We start from the raw sequence: 26,699 nt of genomic DNA on the forward strand, positions 1-26,699 counted from the left end.
GCGTTATGCGTCGCCTTCGCCGTCGTCCTCGGCGTGCTCGACGGCGCCATTCCTGTTCGAGGACGGAACGTTACGGTTCCGGAAGTCTTTCGAATGCAGGCCGTGCTTCTTCAGCAGCATTTGCAGATGCGAGCGGTTCATGTCGATGCGCCGCGCCAATTCGGCAACCGTGCCGTTCACTTCGCGCAGTCCGCGCTCGAGAAAGGCTTTCTCCGCGTCGTCGCTCGCGGCGCGCTTCGCATCGCTTAGCGACATCAGGTTAGCCACGCTGATCGGTTGTTGCCCTGTACTGTTCGCGCCGCTTTGCAACGCCGCTGCTCCGGGCGCCGCGGGCCGCATATCGGTCGGCAGGTGATCCATGTCCGCCATATCCCCGGCAAGACACGAGATGCGATACATCACGTTGCGCAACTCGCGGATGTTGCCGGGGTATGCGTAATTAAGCAGAAAGTCCCGCAAACGCGGCGTTAATCTGACGGGCCTGCGTTTGAGCGTGCCGGCCGCCTCGTCACCGAACCATGCGATCAACAGCGGAATTTCGTCGCGGCGTTCGCGCAGCGGCGGCAGCGTCACGTGAATGACGCTAAGCCGATAGAACAGATCCTCGCGAAACTTGCCTTCTTCGCTGAGCTTGCGCAGATTGCGATTCGTTGCTGCGACTATGCGCGTATCGACTGCAATGGTTTCGTCGGAACCCACGCGCTGAATCTCGTGCGCTTCCAGCACGCGCAGTAGCTTGACCTGGCCCGCGAGCGGCAACTCGCCGATCTCGTCCAGAAAAATGGTACCTGTATGCGCGCTTTCGAATTTCCCTTTACGGTCGTTCGAAGCCCCCGTAAACGCCCCCTTGCGATGACCGAACAATTCCGATTCCAGCAGATTGTCCGGAATCGCGCCGCAGTTCACGGAGATAAACGGCTTATCCGAACGCGATCCGTTGGCGTGAATGACTTTGGCCATCAACTCTTTGCCGGTTCCGCTTTCACCGTCGATCAGAACGGGCAAGTCGGTCGGCGCTGCTTTCTCGGCGATTTCGAGCGATTCGAGCAGGTGCGGATTGTCGCCGAACGTCCCCTCGAAAATGAAACTGCGCTCAAGCAGCGCCTGCCTGCGTGCACCGCGCGACTGCTCGGCGCGCTGTTCGGGCTCTGCTGCCACCGCGGCTTGCACGAAGCGCTCCTTGTGCGAGAGTTGCATGACCTCGTCGCGCAGCGAAGTGGCTTGCCTGAGCAGCTTGTCGATATCCGTGCGCTCCAGCCGCGACGACCACCGCAGTGTCGAGCGCAGAATCTCTATTCGCTCGATCAAGCCCGCATATGAAATAGCCGGACTGATGTCTTCAATCTGGTCGAGTATCTTCATCATCACGTACTCAGTTGTTTCTGAACCAGTTGGTAGTACATGCCACCGCGCTGGATCAGTTCTTCATGACGGCCCTGTTCGACGATTGCCCCTTCATAGAGCACGAGGATCTTGTCGGCACGCATGATCGTGCTCAGCCGATGCGCGATGATCACTGCGGTGCGGCCCTTCAGAATGTCGTGCATATTGCCGAGAATGTTGCTCTCCGACTGCGAATCGAGCGCAGACGTGGCTTCGTCGAATACCAGCAGGCGTGGATCGTGATATAGCGCGCGTGCAATGCACAGCCGCTGGATCTGACCGCCAGACAACCCTATTCCGCGTTCGCCGACAATCTGCTCGTAGCCGAGCGGCATCTTGCTGATAAACGCGTGTGCATCCGCCATTCTGGCGACTTCCTCGATGCGGCGGCGGTCCGGTGCGTCGTCGCCGCTTGCTATGTTCTCGGCAATCGTGCCCGAGAACAGCAGATTGCTTTGCATCACATAGCCGATCTGTGCGCGGAAATACGCTTTGTCGACCACGCCGATGTCGTAACCGTCAATCGACATCTTGCCCTCGGTCGGCGTGTAAAAGCCGACAAGCAACTTGGCTAACGTCGTTTTGCCGGAGCCGCTGCGTCCGACAATCGCCACCAGTTCGCCCGGCTTGATGTCGAAACTGATGTTCTCCAACACATAAGCGGCATCGTCATCGCCGTAGCGGAAGTAGACACCGCTCAGGCTAATTTCGCCCTGCAGTTCGGGCAACATTACGCGTGACGGCAAATCCTGCGGCCTCTGTTCCGGCTCGATGTCGAGCACATCGCCAAGGCGCTCCATCGCGACGCCCGCGTCATTAAGCATGCTCCATAAGCCGACGAGTCCCATCAAGGGGCCGAGCACGCTTCCCATGAATGCATTGAATGCAATCAACTGGCCGATTGTCATCTCGCGCGCGAGCACGAGATTCGCGCCGACCCACAGAATCGCGATCGTGGTCGCAGCGTTCAGCAATTGACTGCCGAGCCCAACGAGAATATTGAAAGCGTGCGCACGGTACTGCACTTCCAGCGCTTTCGCGTATTTCTTCTCCCAGCGCAAACGGACGGGCCGCTCGATGCCCATGCCTTTGACCGTTTCGACGCCGGCCAGTGCTTCCATCAGGAACGACTTCGATTCTGTCGACGCGGTGAAAACCTCACGCGCATAATTCTTGATTCTGGGGGTGGCCAACGCGGTCAGCGCCATGATAGGAATGACAAAGCCGATCAGCACGAGCGTCATCTTCACGTTGTAGACGAACATGATCGTGAAGTAGATGAACACCATCAGCAGATTCAATGCTGTCGTCACGGTGGATTCCGTGAGAAATGCGCGAATCGTTTGGTTTTCCTGAAAACGCGCAAAAATGTCGCCAGTTTTACGCTTTGCAAAAAACGAGAACGGCAGCGACAACGTGTGCTTGAAGAACTGCGACATCATCGCGAAGTCCATGTTGCGCACCATGAAATTGGCGAGGTAGGCGCGAATCGACGACATGAGTTGCGAGAACACATTCGAAATAATGAGGCCGCCTATCAGCAGATGCAGCAAGCTCACATTCTGATGCACGATTACGCCGTCAAGAATGTTCTGGATGATGAGCGGCGGGATCACGCCGAGTACCTGAATCACAAACGTCGCGAGAAAGAGGTGCCCCAGAATCTTTCTGTACGGCTTCAGGTAGCCTACAAAGCGTATCCACGGCGAACGCGCCGCCGACATTTGCAGCAAGTGAGGGCCGCCCGTGAACAGCAGACAAGTACCGCTCCAGCCGCGCTCGAAATCCTCCACGGTCAGTTTGCGGAAGCCCAGCGCCGGGTCCGCGACCCATACGTACTCAGTGGAGAGCCCATACACCACCACATAGTGGTAGCCCTCCCAATGCACGATGAACGGTAGATCGAATCCACGTAACGAATCGAACGTGCATTGCACGCCACGCGCGGTGAAGCCGAGCGATTCGCCCGCACGGGCAAGGCTGTCGAGCGTCGCGCCCTGCGTCGTCACATTGGCGAGTTCGCGCAATTTGCCGAGCGTCATCGGAATGCTGTAGTGACGGCAGATCATGGCGAGGCATGCCGCGCCGCAATCCATTTCTTCGGCCTGTTCGACCAGCGCAAAGCGCTTGATTACCTTTTCGCCGAACTCGGGCTTGCTCTGCAGGTCCAGCATCAGCGGCAACTTACGGCGTTGCTCAAGCCGCTTCTGCCGCTGTAATTCACGGTCGACGTAACGAATGCGTTCGTCCAGTACCTCGCGCAGTTTGGGATTGCGCTCAAGAATGAAATGAACCGTGCGCTCGGGAATAACCAGCAGCCGGGCATCTGTCGAAGCAACCGCGGAGGCCATTTGTTCCTGGCGCATCAAGCACGCTTTCTCGCCGAATATTTCGCCTTCGCCGAGCGCGGCGAGCGTATAGTCGCGCCCTTCTTCATGCCGAACGATGCGCACTTCGCCCTGACGCACCACGTATAAGCGCCGGTCGTCGCGTGCTTCCTGCTTGAGAATCTCCTTGCCTGCGGCCACACGTTTCACACCCACGCTGCGTACGTATTCTTCAAGCTCGGCCTTGTTCAGTTTGCCGCGCAAATCGAACAACTGTGCGACAAAGCCGCCGGCCGAATTGATCGCCACATAGCTCGCGACAAAAGCGAGTGCTGCCTGATTGCCGGTGATCACCGGCTCGATTGCGGCGCGCGGGATGAACAGCAACTCCGTCTTCGCCGACGCCCGCACCGAGGCTTCATGCACATACGTACGGAGCATCGCAATATCGGCGAAGATTTCTCCCGACTTGCGCACTCCCATGCTCGTTTCCTTGCCGTTCTCCTCGACAAAGATGCGCACCGAGCCCGAACGAATCACGTATAAACCGTCGGCGGTCTCCCCTGCCGAACACACCGTTTCGCCAAACGAATAAAAGCGCGCCTGTGCATATTCAGCCAGGCGGTCGATCTCATCGCGAGAAAAAGGCGACAGTATTTCCACCGAGGCGAGAAACTCGGCGGCGGATGGTGCGGTCTGGGGTGCATCCATAAGCTTGCGGACCTCGATTCGGCTTTTTCAGTTGCTGCGCCCGGCTAGCGCGCCTCGATCACATGTTCCTGCGCACGCGCGATCAGCCAGCTTTCGCGTAACAGGCGCCTGATTTCGGCGGCGACATCGGCGTCGAGCGTGGCTGGATATTTGGCCGTCACCGCAAAGATTTCAAAGCACGATCGATCAGCTGATGGGAACGGCCCGAGCAGATCTCCGACTGCAGCATTGAAGATCTTCGCCTCGATATCCGGCTTCAATGAGCCGCGCAGCACCTTGCCTATTACGCCGCCCGCCTCACGCGTATCGGCAATGGAATGCTCGCGAGCCATGTCGGCGAAACTGTCGGGATCGTCGTGCAGATACGAGATCATTTCCTTCGCCTTGCCTTCGCTATCGAGCACGATGTGGCTCACCTCGATCGCGTCGAACTTAGGTGAATTCAGCGCGAAGTAGTCTCTGACGGCGGCGTCGTTGCCGACCTCCTCGAGCATCTTCTCCTGATACAACCCATCGGTAATGAACACCTCGAATTCGTCGAGGCTCACGTTGAGTACATCCAGGTACTGGTTCATATCGGCCGCACGATGCAAGCCCCGCACGCGGCGGAACTGGTCGGCGCGCTGCTGGATCTCGTCGGCGCTGACTGCGATGCCCTGCTTCTTCGCCGCATGCACGGTGAGCTTGTCGCGCACGATCTGCTCTATCAGGCTTTCAAACTGGCCAGTCAGTTTAAGAAGACGAATGAATTCGCCGACATCGACAACTTCATCATCGATTCGCACTATCGCGGTCATGTTCTCCGCTCCCATGGTTGATGTGTGATCCGCACGGTCAACCCGCCACCTGTCTGAACGGATCGAGACCCAGGTCGATTAGCCGCCGCTCGCGCACCACGATCTCCGCGCTCGCTGTCATGCCGTAACGCAATGGATAACGCGTGCCGGCAATCTCGTAGTAGTTTTTATCGAGCGTGACGCGACCCTCATAAACCGGCTGTTTGTCCTGCAATGAAGGCTTGGTGGCCGGCGAAATGTAAGCGAGCGTGCCGCTGATCAAGCCGTAACGTTGATACGGAAACGCGTTGAACTTGAGCTTGACCGGCAGGCCTTCGTGCAGGAACGCGCGGTCATGTTCGGCAATCTCGATCTTCAAAACGGGCTTCGCGTCTTTCGGCGCGACGCCGCCGAGTGGCGAGTTCGCCTGAATCTTGTCGCCGCGCTGAGTCGACGTTACGTCGGTAATCACACCTGAAACGGGCGCGAGAATCAGCAGGAAATTGTCCTTGTCGATGTTCTCGAAACGGATCCGCGCGGCGGCTTCCGACACAAGCCGCGCGCTCTGTAGTTGCAGCCGCAACTTGTCTTCGACGTCGGTGACGTCGCGCACCGCCGCGTCGTATTGAAGCTGAAGGTCGGTGGTTTGCTGGCCGCTTGTTTCCAGTTCCGCATTCGCCTTTGCATATTCGTGGCTCAAACGGAAGTCGAGTTCGGCAAGTTTCGATTGCGCGACGCGGTAGGCGTTATCCGCCTCCATCGCAGCGGTTCGCTTCTGCTCGACCTGCAATTCGGCTATTCCGCCGCCGCCCGGCTGCGCGAACAGCTGTGAATAGCGGTCCAGTTCCTGGCGCGCCGCCTCGCGCACGCGCCGCGCGTTATCGAGTACGCTGCGCGCTTCGTCGAGTTCCGCCTTCTGCCCCTCCGCGAGTTTCGTGGTGCCTTCCGAAACGCGATTTTCATGCAGGCGGGCCTCGACTTCCATTTGCGCCTTGAGTGCGGCGGCTCTTCGTTCCAGTAGCGCCTTCTTTTGCGGAAACTGCTTCCAGTCCCGCTCCGCATCTTCGAGCTTCAATTGCGCCTGCAACGCATTGCTCGCGGCTTCGATAGCGCCGCGCGCGTTCAGCCGTGCGAGCACGTCGCCCTTCGACACGGGCTGCCCCTCGGCGATATAGAGGTCGGCCAGTTCGCCGTCGATAGGCGCATAGATGCGGCGCACTTCGGAATCAGGCGATAGCGTGCCTTGCGCGCTGACGATCACATCCGCGCGTCCCACGAATGACCACAAGAGTCCCGCCACCACCAACCCGACCATCGCCCAGATCAGCGCACGCGCGAGCCGCACCGGCTCAGCGGTCAGTATCGCGATGCCTTCGACGCTGTGATCTTCCAGCGCTTCCGAAAGCGGCCTAGGGTGACTGTCGCGTTTCACTCTGCTCGCCTCCAATCAACGCCAGCTTCGCCTTGAGAAGACCGGGATCCAGCACCATGCGCAATTCAGTGAGCGAGCGGCGCTGCAAGCTTGTTTCGGCTTCGATATCCGCGAGCAGGCGGTCAAAGTCGGCAGGATGGTCCGCTTTCAACTGCGAATAGATGCGCATGCCCTGTTGCGCCGCGGTTTGAGCATCGGAGAGCAAACGCGCCTCATTGCGAAATCCCGGCGAGATGCCGGCCTCGAGCCGCTGTGTGCCACCGATGGAGCCGCTCGCGCGATATTGCTTCCACAGGCTCTGCGCACGCAGCATCAGGTCCTGAGCGCGCGCCAGTGCTTTATCGTGCAACGCGGCGACGTCCTTCTCTATCGAGTGCGCGAACCACACATCCGCCGACGGATCGAGGCTCGCATAGAAGGACAACAGACGTTGGTCGTAATCCTTGCCGCCACGCGTTTTTTGCAAGTCGCTGTATTGGCTGAGCAACGCTTTCTTACGAGCGAGTTCAGCGGCCAGCATATCGGACCATGGACCGGCCGGCATCGACTGCAATCCAGCCAGCGCCTGTTGCGCGTCGCCGCGCTTCCATGCCTGGGCTACCGCGTCGAGCCGCTGGATTACATCTGACGATGGCAGACGCGTTGCGGCCAGTTGCCGATATTGCTCCTGAAACGGCGGTGTGCTGAAGCGTGCGGCTTTCATTAGCGAAAGCAGCGAAGTCAATTCGCGGGCCAGCGTGGCTTCGAGCAAAGCGGTGTATTGGCGCAAATCGTCGCGCACACGGTCGAGCCCCGCGAGGCGCGGATAGCGTTGCGCATAGTCATCCAGTACAGACGGCAGCGCTGCTGGTTTGTCACGCGCCAACTCGGTGCGAATCGTCCCGTCTAACCGTTCAATTGCAGCCAGATAGACTGAATCGTCGCTCTCCAGCTTGCGCAGATGGCTCATGGCCTGCGCGTACGGTTCCGAAAAAACGGGTACATATGACGCGATTCTGTCGAGAGCACGTTGATGGCTCTTCGGATCGTCGTCCCAGCGTTGCAACAAGCCGCCTATAGTCGCTTCATCCGCGTACATGTGGATCGGCGCTTCGACGCCGCCTCGCCCCGCCACGAAGCGCTCCAGATCGCCCACCCATTTCAGTTCGCCGAGCAACGACGCAGCATCAACATTGTTCGCGCTCAACGACTTCATGTCGGCAAGCATCGCGTCGGCCTGTTCGAATTGGGCCTTTTGCAGTGCATTGAGCCAGCCAGGAAGCCTTCCCTTGAGCAGCGCTTCACTCGCAAGCGCGCTGACTTTCGTGTCGGCGGGATGACTCGCCAGATAGCTTTTCGCCGACTTCACGGCGCTCGTATAGTCGCCGCTCGCGAGCAGATTTTTCACCTCGCGCTCGGGTGATCCGCGCAGATAAAGCGCCAACGCCATAGATCCGAACAGCACGACGGCCACGCCGCCCCACGCAGCGGCGCGCCGCATGCCCGCACGATCGTCGCCCGCAAATGCCTTGCCGAGTTCACTCGCGACGAGGCGCCAGCGGCGCTGCCTGCGCTTCGAGACGCTCGCGCCCAGGCTGTTATCCGACCCATTCGCGACGCTGTCCGCACCGTGCCCGCCATTAGCGCCCTTGGCAACACCCGCCGCCGCCCCGCCGCCCGACGACGCGCGCCTTGCTTGTGCGGACGACGCGTGCGCAGCCTCGTTGATCTCGTCCTCGCGTTGGCGCGCCGGATCCACGCAAAAGATGTCGAGAAACGAATGCGCCGCGCCCACGAACGTCGTTTTGTCGGGGTCCGCGGCTTCGTCGACAGAGGGATTGAGCAGCAGTTGCGTCACGGTCGGCTCGTTTTCGGGCGGTTTTTGCAGCGTCACCCTGTAGACGAAGTGGTCTCCGCCAAATGCAACTACATCGCCGTCCGCCAGCGGCAGCGCGGATTCGTCGAGGCGTTTCCCGCCGACGAATGTGCCGTTCGTGCTGCCGAGGTCTTCGACGTAAAGCTCCGAGCCTTTCAGAAAGATATGCGCGTGTCGCCGCGAGATGTAATTGACCTGATGCGGGTAGCGGTCCTTGTAGCGCGAAAAGACTTCATCGGCTTTGCTGACGAGAAACGGGAACGCTTGCACTTCAATCGGCTGGAGCTCGAGGTCGTCGCGCTGTGGCACGAGTAACAAGGCGGGCGCGTGGGTCGTGCTGCTCGCAGCTACGATGCGCGCGCGCGGCTCAATGCTCACGCGATAACACAGCTCGCCGCCGAAACACAGTTCGTCGCCTGCCCGCACACGCGCCGGCGTCTGACGCACCGCAATGCCGTTTACCGTCGTGCCATTCTTGCTCTCGAGGTCCGCAACATAAATGGCGCCGTGCTCGACGAACACCCGCGCGTGACGGCGCGACAGACGCGCGATCCGCTCAGCGGGGTAATCGGTGAACGGCGCTTCGCTGCGTCCAATCGCGAACAGGTTGTCGACAATGCGGATTGCGTCCAGCGCAGGACGTTGCCCGGAGGCAAGCGGAGACAACAGCACGTCGAAGGCGGATTCGACGGTCGCGCGTGCCTCTGCAATGGGTGTTCCACCGTCGGCCATTTTATCCGGATCACTAATCGTTTACCCGCTGCTGCCAGAGCACAGCGGATTCAGCACGAAGGACGACGGCGAGAAGGTCTTTTATTAGCGAGCCATTGCAAAGCCGGCTCCCCAACGATTGTAAGTCACGCATCGTGAGTGTCAATTCCCTGTCGTCGGTTATGAAGCCAATGGGCGCCCGGTGTGAAGCTCGAATAAGGTTCACGCCCGCCACATTGCGGATTAGCTCAGTGCTCCTTTACTTCCGCTGTGCTGCTCTATTGCTGTTTCACTTGCGCCTGCACGTCGACGTTTGGCCAGCCGCCGCCGAGTGCCTTATAAAGCAGTACCGTATCGGACAGAATCAATTCATGGTTGGCCAGCAAAGATTGCTGCGCTTCGAGCAGCGTCCGCTCGGTTTCGAATACTTCCAGTTGCGACACGAGACCAAGCCTCAGTTGCGACTGGATCTGATCAGCCACGATTTGCAGACGATCCACCTCTTGCTGCAATTCAACTCGCTGCGCCTTATGCGCGTTCAGATTGACCAAGGCGTTTTGCACTTCCTCGAATGCGCCCATGACCGTTGCACGATATTGCTGCTCCGCAACTGTCGATTGCGCCTGCGTCACCTTCACATGCGCGCGCACCGCGGGATCGAGCAGTGGAATGTTGATACTCGGCATGAAGCCGTACGTGAACGACTTGAGCAGATCAGTCAGAGCGAAACTCGCCGTGCCGCCGTGCCCGGTCAGGCTGATCGTCGGCAGTTGCGCGAGCTTGGCCTCACCGACGAGGTCGTACGCCTCCAGAACTCTAAACTCCGCGGCCACGACGTCGGGGCGCCGCGCCAGAAGTTGCGCGGGCAGGCCGTCGGGTACCACAGGCAGTTGCACGCGCTGCTGCAGATGGCCTTTGGGCAATTGAAACTCGCCTGCAGGTACGCCGATCAGCGTACACAGCGCGTTATTAGCGAGATCGCGCGAGCGCCTCAGTTCGAGCAGTTGATTCGTCAGGCGATTGATCTCTGCCTGCTGGCGCAGCACCTGCGTCTGCGGGATGAGACCGCTACGCCGCTGGCCTTCGTAGATCGTCAGGATTTGCCGGTTGGTAACGAGCGTTCTTTGCTGCTGGTCTATCTGGTCGTCGAACTGAAGCAACTGGAAATAGGTGCTGGACACATTCGACACCAGTTCCAGATAGCCGGCGCGCCAGTCGGCTTCGCTCGCATGGAACTCCGCTTTTTGCGCCTGCACACCCTTTTCGACTTTGCCCCAGATATCGATGTCCCAGTTAACCTGCGCCGCGACGTTGTACTGCTTCGTGAACGTCTGCCCGGTGGTCTTCTGAAAACTTGCGCCGGCGCCGAGATCCATCGTCGGTAGCGCGCCGGCTTTGGCTTCGCCTATTTGCGTGCTCGCCACGTCGATCCGAGCGGCCAGCACCTTGATGTCGAAGTTGCCGCTAATGGCTTTATCGATCAGCGAGTCTAGAGTGGAATCGTGGAAGCCCTTCCACCATTCCGGTTCGATGGTGGCCGCCGCTGATACCGGTGAACCTTTGTGATCGGACCACGACGCTTTGGCGGGCGTATCGGGCCGCTTGTAGTCCGGCATGCTGACGTCGACGCACGCGCACAATGAAAATGCGCATACAGTTGCCGCGCACAGGCCGCGCAACGTCGCCGCGGTGGAGTGATTGAACGAGCGCTGACGGACCAGTGAATCAAGCAACGCTGACACGATTTTCTCCGATGACGCCCACTCCACTGCACGACGCAAGCGCACGCTTCAAGTAAAGCATCTCGGGCGCCGCTTCACCATCGAAGCAGTGCATGAACATGGGCTCGGAGATGTGCGGTAACGAGGTGTCGCGTGAAAAGAACGATTGGACGCGCGAACATTTGAGGATCGGTGCGGGCGGACGCACGGGCCGGCAGGCGGCGGCGTCTGCTCGCGCCGCTTACGACATGTAGATGTTGTTATTGGACGTCACGTGCGGATCGATTGTGGTCGTCACGCCGGCAACGAAGGCTGCGTTGTTACAGTTGGCGTTCTGAATGTTTATCGTCGTGCTGATCAGTTGAGTCGCATCGACCTTCTTGCTGTTGTTCGGCGCAAACACCGGCGCAAAGTTCAAGTACAACGACGACGGATACATATAGCCGGTGCCGCCACGCACCGCGCTCATCGCCTTGCTGTCGAGGTGTTCAGTGATGGACAGGTCTTCGATCATCAGCATGTTCATGGCAAATCTCCCGAAAGGGAAGGTCGCAGTCTTGCGGTCTGGGTTCGAGCATCTTGTCTGCTCGTGCATCACTAACGCATACGCTGTGCCAGTTTCGTTTCCCTATCCTAAGAAATCTGCAGACGCGCCTCGAGCAAAGGGTTCGCCGGGAAGTACGGCCTTGAAATACCGCCGGTGGCAAAGATGCGTCTGCCTCGACCTGATGGATTGCAACCAACAACCGGCGTGCGATGGTTGGTCATCGCGTGACACCTGGCCGCTCGGTGTTGATGCCACGCGCGCTGCACGTCAACGCGCGATGACGGTGATTTTCTTCGAGTACACCGGCGGATCGTGCGGGACATGCATGTAGTCGCCCATCAGTAGCTGCAACGTATGCTTGCCCGGCGGCAGCTGGATCATGGTCTCCGTTTCACCAGCGCCGAAATGCAGGTGATTGCGGTCTGAGGGTATCTCCTGGTCCGGTGGCGGCAGGTCGGTGTCGATCAGAAGATGATGGTGTCCTGTGTTCGGAAACTTGACGCCCTTTGGCGCCACGCCCATGTAACGCAATCCGAACCACACGCGAAACGGCTTATTGGCTGCCACCACCTGACCGTCGTTTGGATAGCCGATATAGGCATATGCGCCGGCAGGCGCCGGGGTTCCCGCCGCCACGGCTAAATCCGCCGTGCCCCATGTCGCCGACGCCACCAGCGCCGCGACTGCGATGAGCTTATACATGAACGTCTCTCCGTCCTGAGCAGTCCGCGATGAACGCGCGGGTCGCGCTAGTCTTTCTGCACGGTGATGGTGATCTTCTTCGAGTACACGGGCGGCGTGTGCGGCACGTGATTGTGATCGCCCAGAATCAGTTGCAACGTGTGCTTGCCTGGTGGCAACTCGATACGCGCGTCGGTTTCACCCGCGCCGAAATGCAGGTGATTGCGGTCCGATGGAATTTCCTGGTCGAGCGCCGGCAGGTCCGTGTCGATCAGTAGATGATGATGCCCTGTGTTCGGAAACACGACGCCCTTCGGGCACACGCCCATGTTGCGCAGCCCCATGCGCACCCACAGCTTGCCGCCATGAATCACGGCGCCGTCGGGCGGCCAGATGATGTACTCCTCGGCACCGGTGGGCGATGCAGTCGATGCGCCGAATGCGGCGACGGGCAGCGCCGCGCCGCCGATCATCACGGCGAGCACAGTGCCCGAAACCGTACGCCATGCATGCAGCCGCGTTGCGGCCGTTAGACTCCGGTTGAGAACAGCGGGGACGTTGGTTATTCGCATAGCGCACTCTCCCGAAGAGCGGTCGTGGCCACCTCGACTGCGCAAGGCAGTGCGGGGCAATGCTGCTGCGTTCGCGGCGCGCACGCGAGGCGGCTGCCGCGTAGTTAAAACGACCGTGCCGCGCTGCTTTGTGAATCAGCTTAGGACGTAACTTGCCAAAAAGATACGCCACACTCGTTAACCGTATAGCGCACTCGGTAGAAGTGTTGGTTGTGACCCGCCAAGTGCGTGCTATGGTTGTTGATACGTTGCAATGCGGATGGTCCAACGGGCGTCGTCAGGTCCCATACGTGCCCGACGGTAGGTACGACGCCGACGTATAGCGGCGAACGGTGCTGTGCGCGAATGCCTATGTTCTGTCCGGAACAAACAGGATGCGAAGATGTGGCGAATATTCCTGCTGATGTGGATGGCCGGGGCCATTCTGGTGGATTGCGGCAATACATTTGCCGCCGCGCCGCGTGAAAGCACCGGCGCGACGGACCGGGCGATTCCCGCAGACCGAGCAATCGCGCCGTTCGCATCCGAACGCGATTATCCCGGCGCGGTACGCATCGCACTCGTGATAGGCAATGGCGAGTATGGCGGCAATTCACACGACGTCATAAGGCAAAACGCGCCGCGCGACGCACAAGCTGTCGGCAAAAGATTGCGTGCGCTCGGCTTCGACGTGACCGTGCTTTCAAATGCAACACCGGCGGTGATGCAGCGGGCGATTAGCGAACTACGCGAGCGTTTGAGTGCAGGTGGTGTCGGTCTATTCTATTTCGCCGGTCACGGCATGCGGATCGGCGGGCAGACGCTGCTGATTCCCGCCGGACTCGACATGCGTTCGCCGGCCTCGCTGCTTCGCCAGGCCGTCGACCTGAATGACGTCTTGCAAGCAATGCACTCACGCGAGGGCCAACTCAACCTCGTATTTCTCGATACCTGTCTCGACAATCCGTTCGCCGCCGCTGTTGCGCCGGATGCGTCGGCGCTTGCGCCAAACACTGTCGTTGCATATGCAACCGCGCCTGGTGGTTTTGCGGCGGACGGCCTACACCATGGCATCTACACACATGCATTGCTGCGGGCACTCGACGAAGCACCGGCACAACCTCTGATGAGCCTGCTTGCGAACGTTGCGTCCCGGGTGCGTGACGTAACGCGCGGCGAGCAAAGGCCGTGGATTGCGTCGTCGCTGACGGCATCGGCAGATGCGGGAAATAGAGCGGCTAAAGTGTCTGCCGCATATGTCGCGAGCCGCGACGATGCTGTCGTAACACTGCACAGCCGCGGCATTCTGCCAAAAGACAGCAGTGAACAATACGAAATCACGTTCTGGAATTCGATCAAGGACAGTAACTATCCCGGCGACTATGAAGCGTATCTGAAGGCCTATCCCAATGGGCGCTTCGCCACGCTCGCGCATGCCCGCATAGATCGCTTGCGGGCGGCGGCATCGAATGCGCCTGCGGCCGCTTCGCCCGCGCCGTCCGTCGCGCAACCGGCAGCGCCATCGGCTACACCGGCGCCTCAAGCCGCGCGTCCCTCAACACCTGCAACGCCCCCCGCCACGGCGACGCCGGATCGGCAGCGCGCCGTTTCTGCGCCGCCCGCTGCGAGTGCCGCTGCACCGGGAACGCCGCCTGTTACGGCAGCCACGCAAAAGCCCGTAGCGCATGCGCCGGTCGCAGGTGAAAGCCGCGATTGCGCGGCGTGTCCGATCATGATCGCGTTGCCCGCCGGCTCGTTCTCGATGGGCAGCAGCAGCGACGATCCATCAGAGAAACCCGTTCATCACGTGACGATTGGTGCACCGTTCGCTATCGGCAAGTATGAGGTGACAGTCGAGCAGTGGAACGCATGCGTCGCCGCGAACGCGTGCCCGAAGCTCACTCCCGAAACGAATGCGAACAAGACGGCTCCCGCCCGCGACCTCAGTTGGGATGACGCGCAACAGTATGTAAAGTGGCTCAGCAAAACTACCGGCAAGCCGTACCGTCTGCCCACCGAAGCGGAGTGGGAATACGCCGATCGTGGCGGCACGACAACGGCTTACTGGTGGGGAGATCAGATGCGCAAGGGCAACGCCAACTGTAAGGATTGCGGCGAGCCGTGGCACAAGGAGGGCCCCGAGCTGGCAGGCTCTTTTGCCCCGAATCCATATGGCTTGCACGATATGAACGGCAGTGTCTGGGAATGGACCGCCGACTGCTGGCACAACTCATACCAGTCCGCACCCGCAGATGGCCGCGCGTGGGAGAGCCCCACTTGCGACATGCGCGTGATTCGTGGCGGCTCGTGGCGCGAAGGTAGCGGCTACATGCTCAGCGCGACACGTTTCAAATACAGCGCAGGCGTGCGCCAATCGCAAGACGGCTTCCGCGTGGTCAAAGAATTGAAGTGATGCGCTGCTATGACCGCTTTTGACGGTTAAGCAGAGAGCACGCGCCGTTCATGGCGCGTGAGGCTTCGTGGTAATCGGCGCGAAGTCAGCGACGATCCGCTCCCGGCCGTACTTCGCGCCTATCTGGGCGAGGCGTGCGTCGAGTGCTCGTAGATATTCGGCGCGCGATTCCGCTTCAGGGCGCGGCTTGTCGAATAGCGGCGCGGGCGTGATCAGAAGCACGACCATCTCCGAACCGAACGGCTTCGAAATAACCCAGTCGCCTGCGCTGCCGATCGTCGCCGAATAACGCGGTGGCGCCTGATTGTCCTTCGCGCGCGGGCTCGGCACCATATGAACCACGTTACCGTCGAGTTGGTAATAGTCAAGATTCACGTATGAGTCATAGCCGGGCGTGCTCACGTCGACAACCAGCGGATCGCCCTCACTCAACTGACCGCTGGGCGGACGCACGTGCAATCCGGCGATGTGACCGGCTTGCCAGTTCTGCGTCCAGTACGGCGCGAGCGCCTTCACGGTGTCGCACTTATCGTCCGCGACGGGCTCGACCTCGAGCTTCAGCGCATCCACGCCGGGCAGCGCCGTCAGCCCATCCTTGAGACGCGCTGTGCCGTAGCGTTGCGAGACATAGCCGCGCACCGTCAACGTGTGATCCTGCGTCGAAGCAGATAACGCCGAACAGGGCACTTGCGCGAGCACCGGCGTGACGGCGGCGAGTGTTAATGCGGGCTTTGGTGCGGGGGGTGGTGCGGGCGGTGAGACAGTTGTCGACGCGTTCGTTGGTGCATTCGTTGACGGTCCCGTTGACGCCACCGTTGGCCCGCCCGTTGACGAACTCGTCGACGCCAAGCCCGCTGTCGCCACCGCTGCGCTCGCTTGCGTCGACAACGGAGCGCCCCGATCGACGCGTCCCTGCGACGAGCCCGCGCCCAACTGCCCCTGGCTCTGACGGTTCGGCGCCGACTTCCACGCGTACACGCCGACAGCCGTGGCGCAAATTACCGCGAAGCCCGCGAGCCCCGCCTTTGCCAACGCACCGGATTTTTCGGCGCGCGCTTCGTTGTCGAACTCCGCGATAAAGCGCGTGACGCTCGGCATGCGCGTCGCGCGGTCGAACGAAAGCGCGGCGCGCAGCGCGCGCCACTGCCTTGCATCGAGATTCGCCGGCCGTTGCAGCTTAAAATCTGAGTTGCGCGCCTGCGTCGCGGACAACCGGTCGAACGGATGATGCCCGGTCAACAGCTCATACGTGATGCAGCCGAGCGCATAAATATCGTCACGCGGATCGGGCTCGCGATGCTCGATCATTTCCGGGCTCGCATACGCGGGGGTCAACGCGCCAAGGCTCCCAGGATCGAAGACCGTTGCATCGCTCTCTTCCTCCGGCCGCTGAAACACGCGAGCGATGCCGAAGTCGATCACTTTCACTTCGGCATTCGTCGTGAGAAAGACGTTGGCCGGTTTGAAATCGCAATGCACAAATCCGCGTTCGTGCGCGTACGCGAGCGCGCTGCACATGCCGCGCACGATGGGCAACGCCGCCCGTACAGGCATGCCCTGGTAGCCCGGCGTGCGCAGCAATTGGCTTAGTGGCTTACCGGACAGATACTCCATCGTCAGATAGACGATAGGCCCGTCCCGATCGAAGTCGTACACGGTGATGATGTTGCGATGCGCGAGCACCTGTGCCTTGCGTGCCTCGCGTTGCAACGCGACGAGCGAGTTCGGATTGCCGCGAAACTGAACGTTCAAAACCTTGATCGCAAGATAGGGCTTTCTGTCCGACGCCTCCAGCTTGCGCAGATCCAGCGCCTTATAGACGGTGCCCATTCCACCGACGCCCAAGCACTCTTCGAGTACAAAGCGGTTGTTCAGCGTGTCGCCGGTGCCTTTGATCTGGTCATGTCCCGACGCGCCGGATGCGTTGGACGCACCCGCTCCAATGCTCGCAGGCATTGCGCCTGTGGAGCGCACAGATGGAATCTCAACCGTAGTTTGTATACCGGTTTCGTCGCCGCCAGCCGCCACATTCGAAACTCGCAACTGCTCGATCCGCCGCCGCACTTCGACGTAAATGTCCTCCGGCAGCGGCGCTTTACGATGCGCGGCGCCGAGCATATCCAGCAGCTGCGTGGGACCGAGGCCTCCGGTCACCAACGTGCTGTCGAGTTGAGCGACGAACTCGTCACGGGACAGCTCGCCGTTCTGGAAGTCGTGAATTACACGCGCAAGGCTAGCCATTTTGTGCGAGATGCCGCCGCTGCCGTAGACCCCAATCGCACGCGACCGAAGCTCCTTTGGCCGATAGGAAAGCTTTCGTAACCAGTTACATGTGCCGCTTCGATACTAGCTCCCGGCCCGCGCTTTCGCAAACCAGGATTGCTCCGCGCCATGCGTGAGCGGCCGATGTTTGGCACGCTCCAACAGAACGACAGGCGTTGTCGGGCGACTGCCACCACTCGCTGTGAATGCGCCGCTCGCCGCGTATAGCTGCAAATGCGGCGAGTCGGTCCGCGAGCCACGGCCACAAGGGCCCCGATACTTTTATTAGGAACCTTGACTAAATGGGGCACGGGCCATGCATTAGTGACGCTCGAGCAGACAAGTTGCTCGAACCCAACCGCAGAGCTGCAACGTTCCATTTCAGGAGACCCACCATGAACACGCTGATGATCAAAGACCTGTCCATCACCGAACAACTCGACAGCAAGGCGATGAGCGCCGTGCGCGGCGGCTTCGGTCCGTCCAGGTCTTACTTCAACTTCAGCCCGCTCTACGCGCCGAGCTACAGCAAGAAGGTCGACGCGACGCAGTTGATCAGCAACGAGCTCAACATCCAGAACGCCAACGGCAACAACATTGCGTTCGCTGCCGACATCACCTCGACGATCAATCCGTCGGTCACGTCGACCAACAACATTTTCATGTGATAAGCGGCGAGGCGAACCGGCCGCTTCTTTGGGCCGCTTCGCCTCGCGCCAATCGCTTTCTTCTTCCGCGCAACGTTGGAGAAACACCATGTCATCCCTCTTGATTCGCAATCTTTCCTGAGCCGGTGAACTCGACCGTCCGCGATGTCGGCGGTGTCCGGCGGCACCGGCGGCGTGCCCTTCTGTAGGCGGCCTAAGCGGCATTGCCAACGTCAACGTCTCGGTGAAGCAGAACCTCACCCGGTTGCAATATGTAAGTGTCGCCGCGCTCAATAACGTCGGCGCGATCGGTTTGACGGCGGGCAGTAGCGAAGGACCGGCGGCTCCCCTACTGCCGCCTGCCCATATCCGCCAGGCAGGCACAAAACAGATTTCCTATACTTATGGTGCGACGAGACCTCATCACACTTGACGACACCCGCGAGCGCAGACGAGACCATTGCACGGTCCCACCGCGCGGCTTCTTCGGCGAACACACCATGGCCAGACTTCTCATCAACGACCTCACGGACAGCGTGGAACTCGACCGCGAGGCAATGGCCGCCATTGTCGGCGGTGCACGCATTGGCGCGCGTTCGACAAGCGCCTCGCCACTCGTGCCGGTATCCGCGCGGGTCGTCGAGTATCCGCCCGGCTTTCCGGCCGCGCATCACACCATCGGAAAGGTGGCTGCGACGCGCGACAGACGGCGCGGCTAGATTCGCGTTCACATCAGCAGTGCGGCGGCATGCGTCATCGACGCGTGCCGCTTCTGTTTTTGTCGCGCGGGGCCTAGCGAGCGGACCGTTGCCCAGCGCCGCCCGCGTGCTCGCGGGCCAACATTGCGGACGCGACCTGTGGGCTACGTCCGCACACTTCGCTTCGATCTTTCGCTCCTCGGAATGCGCTTCTTGCGGCCGTGCCGCGCAGCTCGTTGCCTGGCGCCGTGTTGCCGACGAGACGACACCTTCCGCGTTCATCGAACCAAAATTGGCATACACCTTGCAGAAACAGATGCAAGCGCCCTGCCGTGCTCGCCCGCCCTCTTCAAGGAGTATCGCCATGAAATCCACCGTCATCATCAAGGACCTGCCCCGCTGCGCCGACGCGGCGTGCGAGGAAACCACGCTCGACGCCGAGCAGATGAAACTCGTGCGCGGGGGCCGTTCCGTCGTCGTCACAGTCGACGGCGGCGCCTCGGGCCACGTCGACGACTTCGACCTCAACACCGCCATCTTCGAGGGGCGCATTAAAGGCACCTATCTGTAGGACGCTTGAGATGTCCGCAATTGGAAACCGCCGCGCCGCGCGCCTGCTGGCAGGGTGCGGCGGTCCCGATACGCGCCCTCTAAAATCGCCCTTGCGTTCTGTATCGATCGATATATAATCCCGTTCTATATCGCACGATACAGAACCCGCCAGGCAGGCGGTAAAGGACATTGATCATGGCGCGACCTCGTGGTTTCGACGAGCAAGAGGTGCTCGAAGCAGCAAGCGCGACCTTCTGGCTCAAGGGCTACGAGGCGACTTCCACACGCGATCTGGTCAGGTCGACGGGTCTCACCCAGCCGAGCCTGTACAACGCATTCGGCGACAAGCGCGGGCTGTATCTGCGCGCGCTGGAGCACTACCTGGACTGCACGCTGCGCGAGCGCATCAGGCGCTTCGAGAGCACGGTGGCACCGGCCCAAGCCATTACAGGTTTCTTCGACGAAACAATCGAGCGGTCTGTCTCCGATCCGCACAAACGCGGCTGCATGCTGGTTAATTCGGCGCTGGAAATTTCATCGGAGGACGAAGCATTTCGTAAGCTCGTCGCGACCGAGATCGCCGAGATTCGTGAGTTCTTTTATCGTTGCCTTCTCGCGGCGCAAAAGAGCGGCGCAATCGCGGCCACCGTTTCCGCCGCCGACGCCGCCACTCATCTGCTCGCCACGGTGCTAGGCATGCGCGTGCTAGCGCGGGTCGATCCGCAGCGAGATCAGCTGACGAGCGCTGCCGCAACCGCTCTCGCGCTGCTTGGCTTGCCCGCGCTACCGGCCAAACCCGACGGCGTCTAAGTCACGCGCCTAACGGGGCGCACACCATCGCATTTTCACCCACAGCCGACACGACGTTAAGCACGTTGGCCGGTAAAGGAGTCGTCATGTCTTCAGCGCCCTCATTGACCTCTTCGGGCTCTACATCGCTCGACGCCCGTTCGCTCTACGCGACGCTCGCCGGGCTGTGCGGCAGCCTCGTCGCAATTGGACTCGCGCGCTTTGCCTATACGCCTCTGATTCCGTCACTGATTCAGGCGCACTGGTTCACGTCGTCACAGGCAGTGACACTCGGCGCCGCCAACTTCGCGGGCTATCTGATCGGTGCGTTGATCGGCCGACCTCTTGCGTCGGCATTATCGAACCGCACCGCATTGCGCCTGCTGATGGCCGTTGTGACCGCCGCCTTCTTCGCCTGCGCATATCCGCTCTCGATCAGCTGGTTCTTCGCGTGGCGTCTGCTTTCGGGCATCTCCGGCGGCGCGATCATGGTGCTCGTCGCGACTTCGATTCTTCCGCACATTCCCGCGCCGCGTCGCGGCTTTGTCAGCGGCATGATCTTTCTCGGACTGGGTCTTGGCATTGCAGCGTCTGGAACGCTCATTCCCGAGCTGCTGCACTTCGGGCTGCGAACGGCATGGCTCGGTCTTGGCGCAGTCGCGCTCGCATTGACCGCGGTGAGCTGGTTCGGCTGGCCGTCGACGAATCCGCCTGCACCCCTTGCAGCAGCCGGCAATCGTCACGCCTCACGCGCCAGTGATCTCGGGCTGCGTGTGCTGTATGCGCAATATGCAGCGAACGCGCTCGGACTCGTGCCGGCAATGATCCTGCTCGTCGATTACGTGGCGCGCGGCCTCGGTCGAGGCGCGGCAATTGGCGCGGACTACTGGGTGCTCTATGGGCTTGCCGCGATCGTGGGACCCGTCATCGCGGGCAACGTTGCGCATCGTATCGGTTACGGCAAGGCTTATCGCGTTGCACTGCTGCTGCAAGCGGCGGCCGTTGCCATGCTCGCGCTTTCCGGCAATGCATGGGTCCTTGGGTTGTCGACTGTGATTCTCGGCATCTTCACGCCGGGTATCGTGCCGCTCGCGCTCGGTCGCATTCACGAACTGGTGCCGCACGATCACACTGAGCAACGGGCCTCGTGGAGCCGTGCGACGACCGCATTTGCGCTGTTCCAGGCGCTCGGTGGTTATGGCTATTCGTATCTGTTCTCGCACTCGCATAACAACTACGCGCTGATCTTTGCTTTTGGCGCCGTCGCGCTCGCCATTGCGTTCATCGCGGACATCATCGTTTCGCGCATCAGGAGCTTACCTACGACCGCAATGTGAGCAGCCAACACGGCGGACCGCCCGCTTTCCGCGCTGGGCACGACGCTTGCTCCCACAGGTTCACGACGCTGCCTGGTCCCTCGCACGACAATCTGGAGTGTGAGGCCACCGAAAGGCAGCTCCATCAACCAAGCGGAGGTCATATATGCTGGGAACTATTCTTCTGGTTGTGCTGATTCTTCTCCTGATTGGCGCGTTGCCGACGTGGCCGCATAGCCGTTCATGGGGCTATGCACCGATGGGTGGTCTCGGCGTCGTGCTGATCGTCGTGATCGTGCTGCTGGTCGCCGGCGTGGTATAGCCGTTCCGTGACGCGGTCACATCATCAATAAGTCCACGCAGGCCCGGCCGCCGGATCGCGATGCAGTGAACTGCGCGCAAATCCGGCGGCCTCGCTACATTCGTACATAGACGAAAGGCTCGTTCAACCCCGAGGAATAGCGATGGAAAAGTTACTCGCCAATCAATTCGCGCTGGTCACGGGCGCAAGCTCGGGCATCGGCTATGGCGTTGCAAAGGCGCTCGCCGATGCGGGCGCATCCGTCGCTCTGAATTATCATTCGCACGCTGAATCGGCCGAGAAACTCGCTGATGAAATCAATCAGTCAGGCGGCGCTGCAATCGCGGTTAAAGCGGATGTATCGAATCCCGCTGATATCGATGCGATGTTCGAAGCCTGCCGCGCTCGCTTCGGCACAGTGGATATCGTCGTCGCCAATTCCGGTTTGCAGAAGGACAGCGCTTTTGCGGAGATGACGCTAGACGATTGGCAAACGGTGTTGGCCACCAATCTGACGGGGCAATTCCTCACCGCCCAGGCAGCCGTAAAAGAATTCCGTCGACGCGGGCCGACATCGGTATCGAAAGCGCTTGGCAAGATCATTTGCATGAGTTCGGTCCACGAGGTGATTCCGTGGGCCGGACATGTCAATTACGCCGCGTCGAAAGGCGGCGTTCAGATGTTCATGAAGTCACTCGCGCAAGAGGTGGCACCGGAACGCATTCGCGTGAATTCGATTGCACCCGGCGCGATTCGCACGCAGATCAATCGGGACGCGTGGGACACGAGCGCGGCGCGCGACAAACTATTGCAACTGATCCCTTATGGCCGGGTAGGCGAAGTGGAAGACATCGGCAAGGCTGCCGTCTGGCTCGCATCCGATGAAAGTGACTATGTTGTAGGCACAACTCTGTTTGTCGACGGCGGCATGACGCTCTATCCGGGATTCGTCGACAATGGTTAGAGGTCGGTATGCTCGTTGTCGCCATGACCTTCGAGCAGTTTTTCGAATAGATCTGTCTCGCCCATCTGGCCGCCTTTGAGCATCAACTCGATACCATCCAGTTGCGGACTGTCGGCGTGGACACGGCACACGCTCACGCCGGCCGACAGCGGCGCAAGATACGACAAACCCCATGCGCCGAGTGCTCGCACCGCGATACTCGACGTGTCACCTCCCGCAATGCCGACACGCTGTAACTTCACCGCGTCGAGCACTTGCCTCAGCAATGCCGCGCAAGCGTGAGCGAGTTGCGGTAACGCGCCGGACGATTCAATAGCGCCCGGTTCACGCCGCGACGTGAAGGCCAGTACATTGCTTCCATTGCGCAACGCATCGGCGATTACTGCCACTTGCGCCGTTAGATACCCGTGTGCTGATTCACCCGTCATCTGCGGCGGGTCCAGTTCAATGTGGCGATATGAATGCGCGGCGCGGATCTGCACCTCGGTCAACGGCGACAGGCTGCCGGCCAACGCGAATACCGGACTGCGTGCACGAGCCAACCGTTCGCGCTGCGGCGCTGCTTCACTTGCAGCCGATGGGCCGAGCGCGGAGGCATACGCCTGCGCGACGCTGCTCGCGCCTACCGCAAGCAGCGGGGCGGCGCTTCTCGCCTGATGCGTCAGCAAGCGCCCAATCGCGTAAAGATGCGAATCGTCGAGCACGTCGAACAGCACAGCGTCGGGCCGCAAAGCGAGCCGGCGTTGCAGCTCTGTTTGCAGCGCGGCGTCGCCTGCCGCATAGCAGCGCCAGTCGATGGACTGCACGTTATCCACGCCCTGCCGCTGCAGATGCACGCGCAGGTCCGCCTCGCTCATCGGCGTAACGGGATGCCGGCTCATGGTCGGATGACGATCGATTCGATAGATGGACGATTCGCCATCGTCAGCGCCCGCCGCTGCATACAGGTCACCAAACACGCAATAGCGCCGCAGACTGGGCTGTCCGCCAATCACTGCAACAAGCGGGTTCGCGCAATAGTCGCGCAACGTGCGAATCGCCACGCCAATGCTGCCCGTTCCCGGCGCGCTATCGAAAGTCGAACACACCTTGTAGTGCATCACGCGCACGCCGAATTTGGCAAACGCCTGACCGACGTGTGCGAGCTCGGCTCGCTGCTGATCCGGCGACATCGTACGCGCCGCGCCCGCCACGCCAATCGCATCGAGCGGGCCGAGCTTTCCCAGATGCATTGCGTCCAGTGGCGCTAACAGCAGCATGGTGCTCAAGCCGGCGCGTGCGATCCACGTTTCCACAAGTGCGCGTAATTGGACTGCGCGAAGGACAGGACGATAGCGAGCGCAATTATGTGCAGACGCGCAAGCTGCTGGAGCAGCATCCGGACCTCGCCGGCATCTACAACAGTGTCGGCGGATCGGATGGCGTGGCGCGCGCCATCGTCGAAGCGCGCTCGGAACAGAAGATTCTTTTCGTCGGGCACGGCCTGACGCCGGACACGCGAGCCTTGCTAATCGACGGAACAATGGGCGCATTGATCACACAGACTCCGCAGGCAATGGTGGGAAGCTGTTTGCGGATTTTCCGCAACGTGCGCGATAAGCGCGATGCGATGAGCGACGTGAAACCGGTGCAGTTCAGCATCGTGTTGCGTGAGAATTTGCCTTGATTTATGGGGCTTTCGCGCATGCTGGGCGCCGACATGCAGCGATCACAGATACCCGGGCACGCAAGATGCTCAATCTCTTTCGTGTTCCAACCCGATACGAAAGGAGATACATCATGCCTTACCTACTTGGCTGGCTTCTCGGTGTTCCGGTAATCGTGCTGGTAATTCTTTACCTCATCTTCCATTGATCACTCGAAACCTATCCCGTGGCGCGGCCCGTATGTGGCCGCGCGTCTTTTCATGCGGGTCTTGATGCGGTTTCGATGCTCGTTGCGGTACATGCATTCGTGTCCGAGCGAGCCTTCGCTGCGATACGGTAGCGTCGCAGTTTCTCTCTTGCCGCCTTCGGTAAAAGCAGCGATATAGCCGTAGCAGCTTGTGGCCGCGAATGGCGCCGGCTTGTTGGCGATCCTGACGGTTGTCCCGGGCACGAATGCACCCTGAAAATATACCGGCCGCCACTCTGGATAGGCTTCCGAATGCGACACGCGGTGTAGCGACTCTCAGGACGTTCTTCCGATAGAATCAGAGTTGGACGAACAACCTTCCGGGTCGGCCATGAGCCCCAAAAATCGCGCGCTGGACAATCAGGACCGCAGGATCATGCGCGCATTGCAAAAGAACGCGCGCTTAAGCAATGCGGAGCTGGCCGAACTGGTCGGCATGTCGACCACTGCATGCTGGAATCGCACACGTCAACTGGAAAACGAAGGCTACATTCGCGGCTATGTCGCGCTGCTCGATCAGCAGAAGCTCGGCTTTGCGGATATCGTGCTGCTCGAAGTGACGCTCGACCGTCACGACGACGATGCGCTCGCGCGCTTCGGCGCCGAACTCGCGACACTCACCGAAGTCCTCGAAGCGTACCTGGTGTCGGGCGATTACGATTACCTGGTCAAGGTAGCTGTAGATGGCACCGCGGGTTATGAGCGCTTCTTGCGCGAAAAGCTATACAAGATCGCGGGCATTCGTCATAGCCGCTCGATGTTTGCGCTGCGCTGTATGAAGAGCATTCCATCGGTGCAGGTATAACCAGCCGCCGCTCGCATTCAACGTGCGCATTCAATCCTGGCGCAGCGGTCTTTGACATGCGGCGAGCACAGCGCCGCCCGCCAGCAACAGCGCGGAATAGATGAGGCCGCGAGCAAGACCTGCTCCGTCGGACACCCAGCCGATCACCATCGGCCCAACGATCTGTCCGAACGCAAAGACGATCGTGAACGCACTGATGCCTTTTGCCCAGTGGCTCGTCGGCAGGTTGTGGCGCACGAACGCCGTCGTCGATGCAACGGCGGACAGGAACGTCGCGCCGAACAGCGCGCCCGATACAAACGCGATCCACGGTTGGGTGAACAGCGCGGGCAACAGGGTCGCGACCGCAAGCAACGCATTGAGCACGGCGAGCGCCTGACCGCCGCGCATGCGGTCGAGCAACCCTGACCACAGGCGCGCGGAAAGCACCGTCGCGATACCGAGCAACAGATAAAAACCCGTGACGACAGTGGCGCTCATGCCCGCGTTGCGCAACAACGCGACAATGAACGTCATGTAGCCGATATAGCCGACGCCGAACAGAGCATAGCCGCCGAGCGCACGAACGAAACGCGGCCAGCGCGGGGCGTCGTCTGTATTAGCCAGGTGCGCCGGTGCCGCCACCGCGTGCACGCCCTCGATCTTGCGTGCCGCGCCGACGGCGGCAACGCTGAATGCCGCGCATGCGGCAGCCAATGCAAACCAGGCGAACTGCCAGCCATGCACGCGGTTGAGAATGGTCAACGGCACCAGTACTGACGAAGCGACAATGCCCCATCCCGTGCCCCCGTAATACAAGCCCAGAACGAGGCCCGCATCGCGCGGGCTCGCCGATGCAAGCCGCGCGGCGAGCACGCCACCGCTAATGAAAACGGCAGCGCTGCTCGCGCCAGTGATCACGCGCAATACGAGCAGCGAATTGGTGTCGGCAAGCAGGCTGCAGGCCGCCATGAGAAGCGCAGTGGCCACGCAGCCGGCCACGAACAGTTTGTCTGCCTGCCAGCGACGCGCGAGTCGTGGGAAAGCCAGCGCGCCGAGCAGATAGCCAAGCGCATTCGCGGTATTCATCGCCCCGGCTTCAGCGAAGGTCCAGCCGAGGTCGAGTTTCATCGACGGTAATAGCAGCGCGTAGGCGAAGCGCGCGAGGCCCAGCGCGATCGCGCTTCCCAACGACAACGCGGTTGCCAGCATCAACATGGGAACGCGCTGCACCGCGTGGTTGGCCATGGAGGATGCGGCAGCGTCGGACGGGTTTGTCGGCATGGGCTAGTGTGGATGGAGAGGCATTGCTGCTAAGCGGTTCTGGTTCTCGGCTTTGTCGCGCTTCGCCATCATACCGGGAGACGGGGTGCGGGGCTGACAGT

At 60.7% G+C, this 26,699-nt stretch carries 22 protein-coding genes and 1 pseudogene; 11 read left to right on the forward strand and 12 right to left on the reverse strand.

Annotated elements, in window-relative coordinates; genetic code table 11:
- Positions 1–3 precede the first annotated feature (3 nt).
- From RW095_RS13230 to RW095_RS13255, 6 genes are all read right to left on the reverse strand, one after another.
- Positions 4–1,365, reverse strand: coding sequence for a sigma-54 interaction domain-containing protein (locus RW095_RS13230; protein ID WP_317019433.1), 1,362 nt, complete (start codon positions 1,363–1,365; stop codon positions 4–6).
- Entirely contained in the window at positions 1,365–4,421 is a 3,057-nt protein-coding gene (locus RW095_RS13235; protein WP_317019434.1) for a peptidase domain-containing ABC transporter, read from the reverse strand. Before RW095_RS13235 ends, RW095_RS13230 begins: the two co-directional genes overlap by 1 nt.
- A 44-nt stretch (positions 4,422–4,465) precedes the next feature.
- Complete coding sequence (locus tag RW095_RS13240; RefSeq protein WP_317019435.1) at positions 4,466–5,218, reverse strand: peptidylprolyl isomerase; 753 nt, start codon at positions 5,216–5,218, stop codon at positions 4,466–4,468.
- Positions 5,219–5,255: 37 nt separating this feature from the next.
- Entirely contained in the window at positions 5,256–6,629 is a 1,374-nt protein-coding gene (locus RW095_RS13245; RefSeq protein WP_128584063.1) for an HlyD family efflux transporter periplasmic adaptor subunit, read from the reverse strand.
- Positions 6,607–9,216 (reverse strand): FHA domain-containing protein, encoded by a 2,610-nt coding sequence (locus RW095_RS13250; RefSeq protein ID WP_317019436.1) that lies wholly within the window; start codon positions 9,214–9,216, stop codon positions 6,607–6,609. Before RW095_RS13250 ends, RW095_RS13245 begins: the two co-directional genes overlap by 23 nt.
- 257 nt (positions 9,217–9,473) lie before the next feature.
- A complete protein-coding gene (locus RW095_RS13255) occupies positions 9,474–10,937 on the reverse strand; it encodes an efflux transporter outer membrane subunit (protein ID WP_317019437.1) in 1,464 nt (487 codons plus the stop codon).
- A gap of 92 nt (positions 10,938–11,029) precedes the next feature.
- Between RW095_RS13255 and RW095_RS13260 the strand changes: the two genes are divergently transcribed.
- Positions 11,030–11,170, forward strand: a complete 141-nt coding sequence (locus RW095_RS13260; RefSeq protein WP_317019438.1) for a hypothetical protein — start codon at positions 11,030–11,032, stop codon at positions 11,168–11,170.
- Here the strand turns inward: RW095_RS13260 and RW095_RS13265 are convergent.
- The 3 genes from RW095_RS13265 to RW095_RS13275 form a co-directional block, all read right to left on the reverse strand.
- Entirely contained in the window at positions 11,158–11,442 is a 285-nt protein-coding gene (locus RW095_RS13265) for a hypothetical protein (protein WP_317019439.1), read from the reverse strand. The genes RW095_RS13260 and RW095_RS13265 overlap by 13 nt on opposite strands.
- A 288-nt stretch (positions 11,443–11,730) precedes the next feature.
- Complete coding sequence (locus RW095_RS13270; protein WP_317019440.1) at positions 11,731–12,165, reverse strand: DUF4399 domain-containing protein; 435 nt, start codon at positions 12,163–12,165, stop codon at positions 11,731–11,733.
- 47 nt (positions 12,166–12,212) lie between these two features.
- Positions 12,213–12,716, reverse strand: a complete 504-nt coding sequence (locus RW095_RS13275) for a DUF4399 domain-containing protein (protein WP_317019441.1) — start codon at positions 12,714–12,716, stop codon at positions 12,213–12,215.
- A 382-nt stretch (positions 12,717–13,098) separates the two neighbouring features.
- Between RW095_RS13275 and RW095_RS13280 the strand changes: the two genes are divergently transcribed.
- A complete protein-coding gene (locus RW095_RS13280) occupies positions 13,099–15,108 on the forward strand; it encodes an SUMF1/EgtB/PvdO family nonheme iron enzyme (RefSeq protein WP_317019442.1) in 2,010 nt (669 codons plus the stop codon).
- 48 nt (positions 15,109–15,156) lie between these two features.
- On the opposite strand, the gene RW095_RS13285 is transcribed toward RW095_RS13280, so the two are convergent.
- Positions 15,157–17,349, reverse strand: coding sequence for a serine/threonine protein kinase (locus RW095_RS13285; RefSeq protein ID WP_317019443.1), 2,193 nt, complete (start codon positions 17,347–17,349; stop codon positions 15,157–15,159).
- Between the two features lie 416 nt (positions 17,350–17,765).
- On the opposite strand from RW095_RS13285, the gene RW095_RS13290 reads away from it, so the two are divergent.
- From RW095_RS13290 to RW095_RS13320, 7 genes are all read left to right on the forward strand, one after another.
- Positions 17,766–18,038 carry a hypothetical protein gene (locus RW095_RS13290; protein WP_317019444.1) on the forward strand — a complete coding sequence of 91 codons (273 nt, stop codon included), beginning with the start codon at positions 17,766–17,768 and terminating at the stop codon, positions 18,036–18,038.
- A gap of 479 nt (positions 18,039–18,517) precedes the next feature.
- Entirely contained in the window at positions 18,518–18,736 is a 219-nt protein-coding gene (locus tag RW095_RS13295) for a hypothetical protein (protein WP_317019445.1), read from the forward strand.
- A 343-nt stretch (positions 18,737–19,079) separates the two neighbouring features.
- Positions 19,080–19,286 carry a hypothetical protein gene (locus RW095_RS13300; RefSeq protein ID WP_317019446.1) on the forward strand — a complete coding sequence of 69 codons (207 nt, stop codon included), beginning with the start codon at positions 19,080–19,082 and terminating at the stop codon, positions 19,284–19,286.
- A gap of 176 nt (positions 19,287–19,462) precedes the next feature.
- Positions 19,463–20,077, forward strand: a complete 615-nt coding sequence (locus RW095_RS13305; protein ID WP_317019447.1) for a TetR/AcrR family transcriptional regulator — start codon at positions 19,463–19,465, stop codon at positions 20,075–20,077.
- A gap of 86 nt (positions 20,078–20,163) precedes the next feature.
- Positions 20,164–21,393: a YbfB/YjiJ family MFS transporter gene (locus RW095_RS13310; protein WP_317019448.1), complete on the forward strand. Its 1,230-nt coding sequence runs from the start codon at positions 20,164–20,166 to the stop codon at positions 21,391–21,393.
- A 145-nt stretch (positions 21,394–21,538) separates the two neighbouring features.
- A complete protein-coding gene (locus RW095_RS13315) occupies positions 21,539–21,694 on the forward strand; it encodes a DUF3309 family protein (RefSeq protein ID WP_128584074.1) in 156 nt (51 codons plus the stop codon).
- A 142-nt stretch (positions 21,695–21,836) separates the two neighbouring features.
- On the forward strand, positions 21,837–22,637 hold the full coding sequence (locus RW095_RS13320) for an SDR family oxidoreductase (protein ID WP_317019449.1): 801 nt from the start codon (positions 21,837–21,839) through the stop codon (positions 22,635–22,637).
- On the opposite strand, the gene RW095_RS13325 is transcribed toward RW095_RS13320, so the two are convergent.
- Positions 22,634–23,896: a four-carbon acid sugar kinase family protein gene (locus RW095_RS13325; protein ID WP_317019450.1), complete on the reverse strand. Its 1,263-nt coding sequence runs from the start codon at positions 23,894–23,896 to the stop codon at positions 22,634–22,636. The genes RW095_RS13320 and RW095_RS13325 overlap by 4 nt on opposite strands.
- Positions 23,897–23,913: 17 nt before the next feature.
- On the opposite strand from RW095_RS13325, the pseudogene RW095_RS13330 reads away from it, so the two are divergent.
- Positions 23,914–24,303 (forward strand): annotated as a pseudogene (locus RW095_RS13330) (substrate-binding domain-containing protein); the annotation flags it as partial.
- Positions 24,304–24,861: 558 nt separating this feature from the next.
- On the forward strand, positions 24,862–25,335 hold the full coding sequence (locus tag RW095_RS13335) for an Lrp/AsnC family transcriptional regulator (RefSeq protein WP_027778161.1): 474 nt from the start codon (positions 24,862–24,864) through the stop codon (positions 25,333–25,335).
- Positions 25,336–25,365: 30 nt separating this feature from the next.
- Here the strand turns inward: RW095_RS13335 and RW095_RS13340 are convergent, their stop codons facing one another.
- Entirely contained in the window at positions 25,366–26,562 is a 1,197-nt protein-coding gene (locus tag RW095_RS13340) for a YbfB/YjiJ family MFS transporter (RefSeq protein WP_317019451.1), read from the reverse strand.
- Positions 26,563–26,699: the final 137 nt, after the last annotated feature.

It is taken from the genome of Paraburkholderia kirstenboschensis (genome assembly GCF_032806925.1).
Classification (GTDB): Bacteria; Pseudomonadota; Gammaproteobacteria; order Burkholderiales; family Burkholderiaceae; genus Paraburkholderia; species Paraburkholderia kirstenboschensis.

Coding starts and splice junctions, on each gene's coding strand:
- RW095_RS13280 (WP_317019442.1), top strand. CDS start 13,099: ATGTGGCGAATATTCCTGCTGATGTGGATGGCCGGGGCCATTCTGGTG.
- RW095_RS13340 (WP_317019451.1), bottom strand. CDS start 26,562: ATGGCCAACCACGCGGTGCAGCGCGTTCCCATGTTGATGCTGGCAACC.
- RW095_RS13325 (WP_317019450.1), bottom strand. CDS start 23,896: ATGCTGCTGTTAGCGCCACTGGACGCAATGCATCTGGGAAAGCTCGGC.
- RW095_RS13285 (WP_317019443.1), bottom strand. CDS start 17,349: ATGGCTAGCCTTGCGCGTGTAATTCACGACTTCCAGAACGGCGAGCTG.
- RW095_RS13235 (WP_317019434.1), bottom strand. CDS start 4,421: ATGGATGCACCCCAGACCGCACCATCCGCCGCCGAGTTTCTCGCCTCG.
- RW095_RS13240 (WP_317019435.1), bottom strand. CDS start 5,218: ATGACCGCGATAGTGCGAATCGATGATGAAGTTGTCGATGTCGGCGAA.
- RW095_RS13265 (WP_317019439.1), bottom strand. CDS start 11,442: ATGAACATGCTGATGATCGAAGACCTGTCCATCACTGAACACCTCGAC.
- RW095_RS13260 (WP_317019438.1), top strand. CDS start 11,030: ATGAACATGGGCTCGGAGATGTGCGGTAACGAGGTGTCGCGTGAAAAG.
- RW095_RS13335 (WP_027778161.1), top strand. CDS start 24,862: ATGAGCCCCAAAAATCGCGCGCTGGACAATCAGGACCGCAGGATCATG.
- RW095_RS13270 (WP_317019440.1), bottom strand. CDS start 12,165: ATGTATAAGCTCATCGCAGTCGCGGCGCTGGTGGCGTCGGCGACATGG.
- RW095_RS13300 (WP_317019446.1), top strand. CDS start 19,080: ATGAAATCCACCGTCATCATCAAGGACCTGCCCCGCTGCGCCGACGCG.
- RW095_RS13250 (WP_317019436.1), bottom strand. CDS start 9,216: ATGGCCGACGGTGGAACACCCATTGCAGAGGCACGCGCGACCGTCGAA.
- RW095_RS13315 (WP_128584074.1), top strand. CDS start 21,539: ATGCTGGGAACTATTCTTCTGGTTGTGCTGATTCTTCTCCTGATTGGC.
- RW095_RS13230 (WP_317019433.1), bottom strand. CDS start 1,365: ATGATGAAGATACTCGACCAGATTGAAGACATCAGTCCGGCTATTTCA.
- RW095_RS13275 (WP_317019441.1), bottom strand. CDS start 12,716: ATGCGAATAACCAACGTCCCCGCTGTTCTCAACCGGAGTCTAACGGCC.
- RW095_RS13310 (WP_317019448.1), top strand. CDS start 20,164: ATGTCTTCAGCGCCCTCATTGACCTCTTCGGGCTCTACATCGCTCGAC.
- RW095_RS13320 (WP_317019449.1), top strand. CDS start 21,837: ATGGAAAAGTTACTCGCCAATCAATTCGCGCTGGTCACGGGCGCAAGC.
- RW095_RS13305 (WP_317019447.1), top strand. CDS start 19,463: ATGGCGCGACCTCGTGGTTTCGACGAGCAAGAGGTGCTCGAAGCAGCA.
- RW095_RS13290 (WP_317019444.1), top strand. CDS start 17,766: ATGAACACGCTGATGATCAAAGACCTGTCCATCACCGAACAACTCGAC.
- RW095_RS13295 (WP_317019445.1), top strand. CDS start 18,518: ATGGCCAGACTTCTCATCAACGACCTCACGGACAGCGTGGAACTCGAC.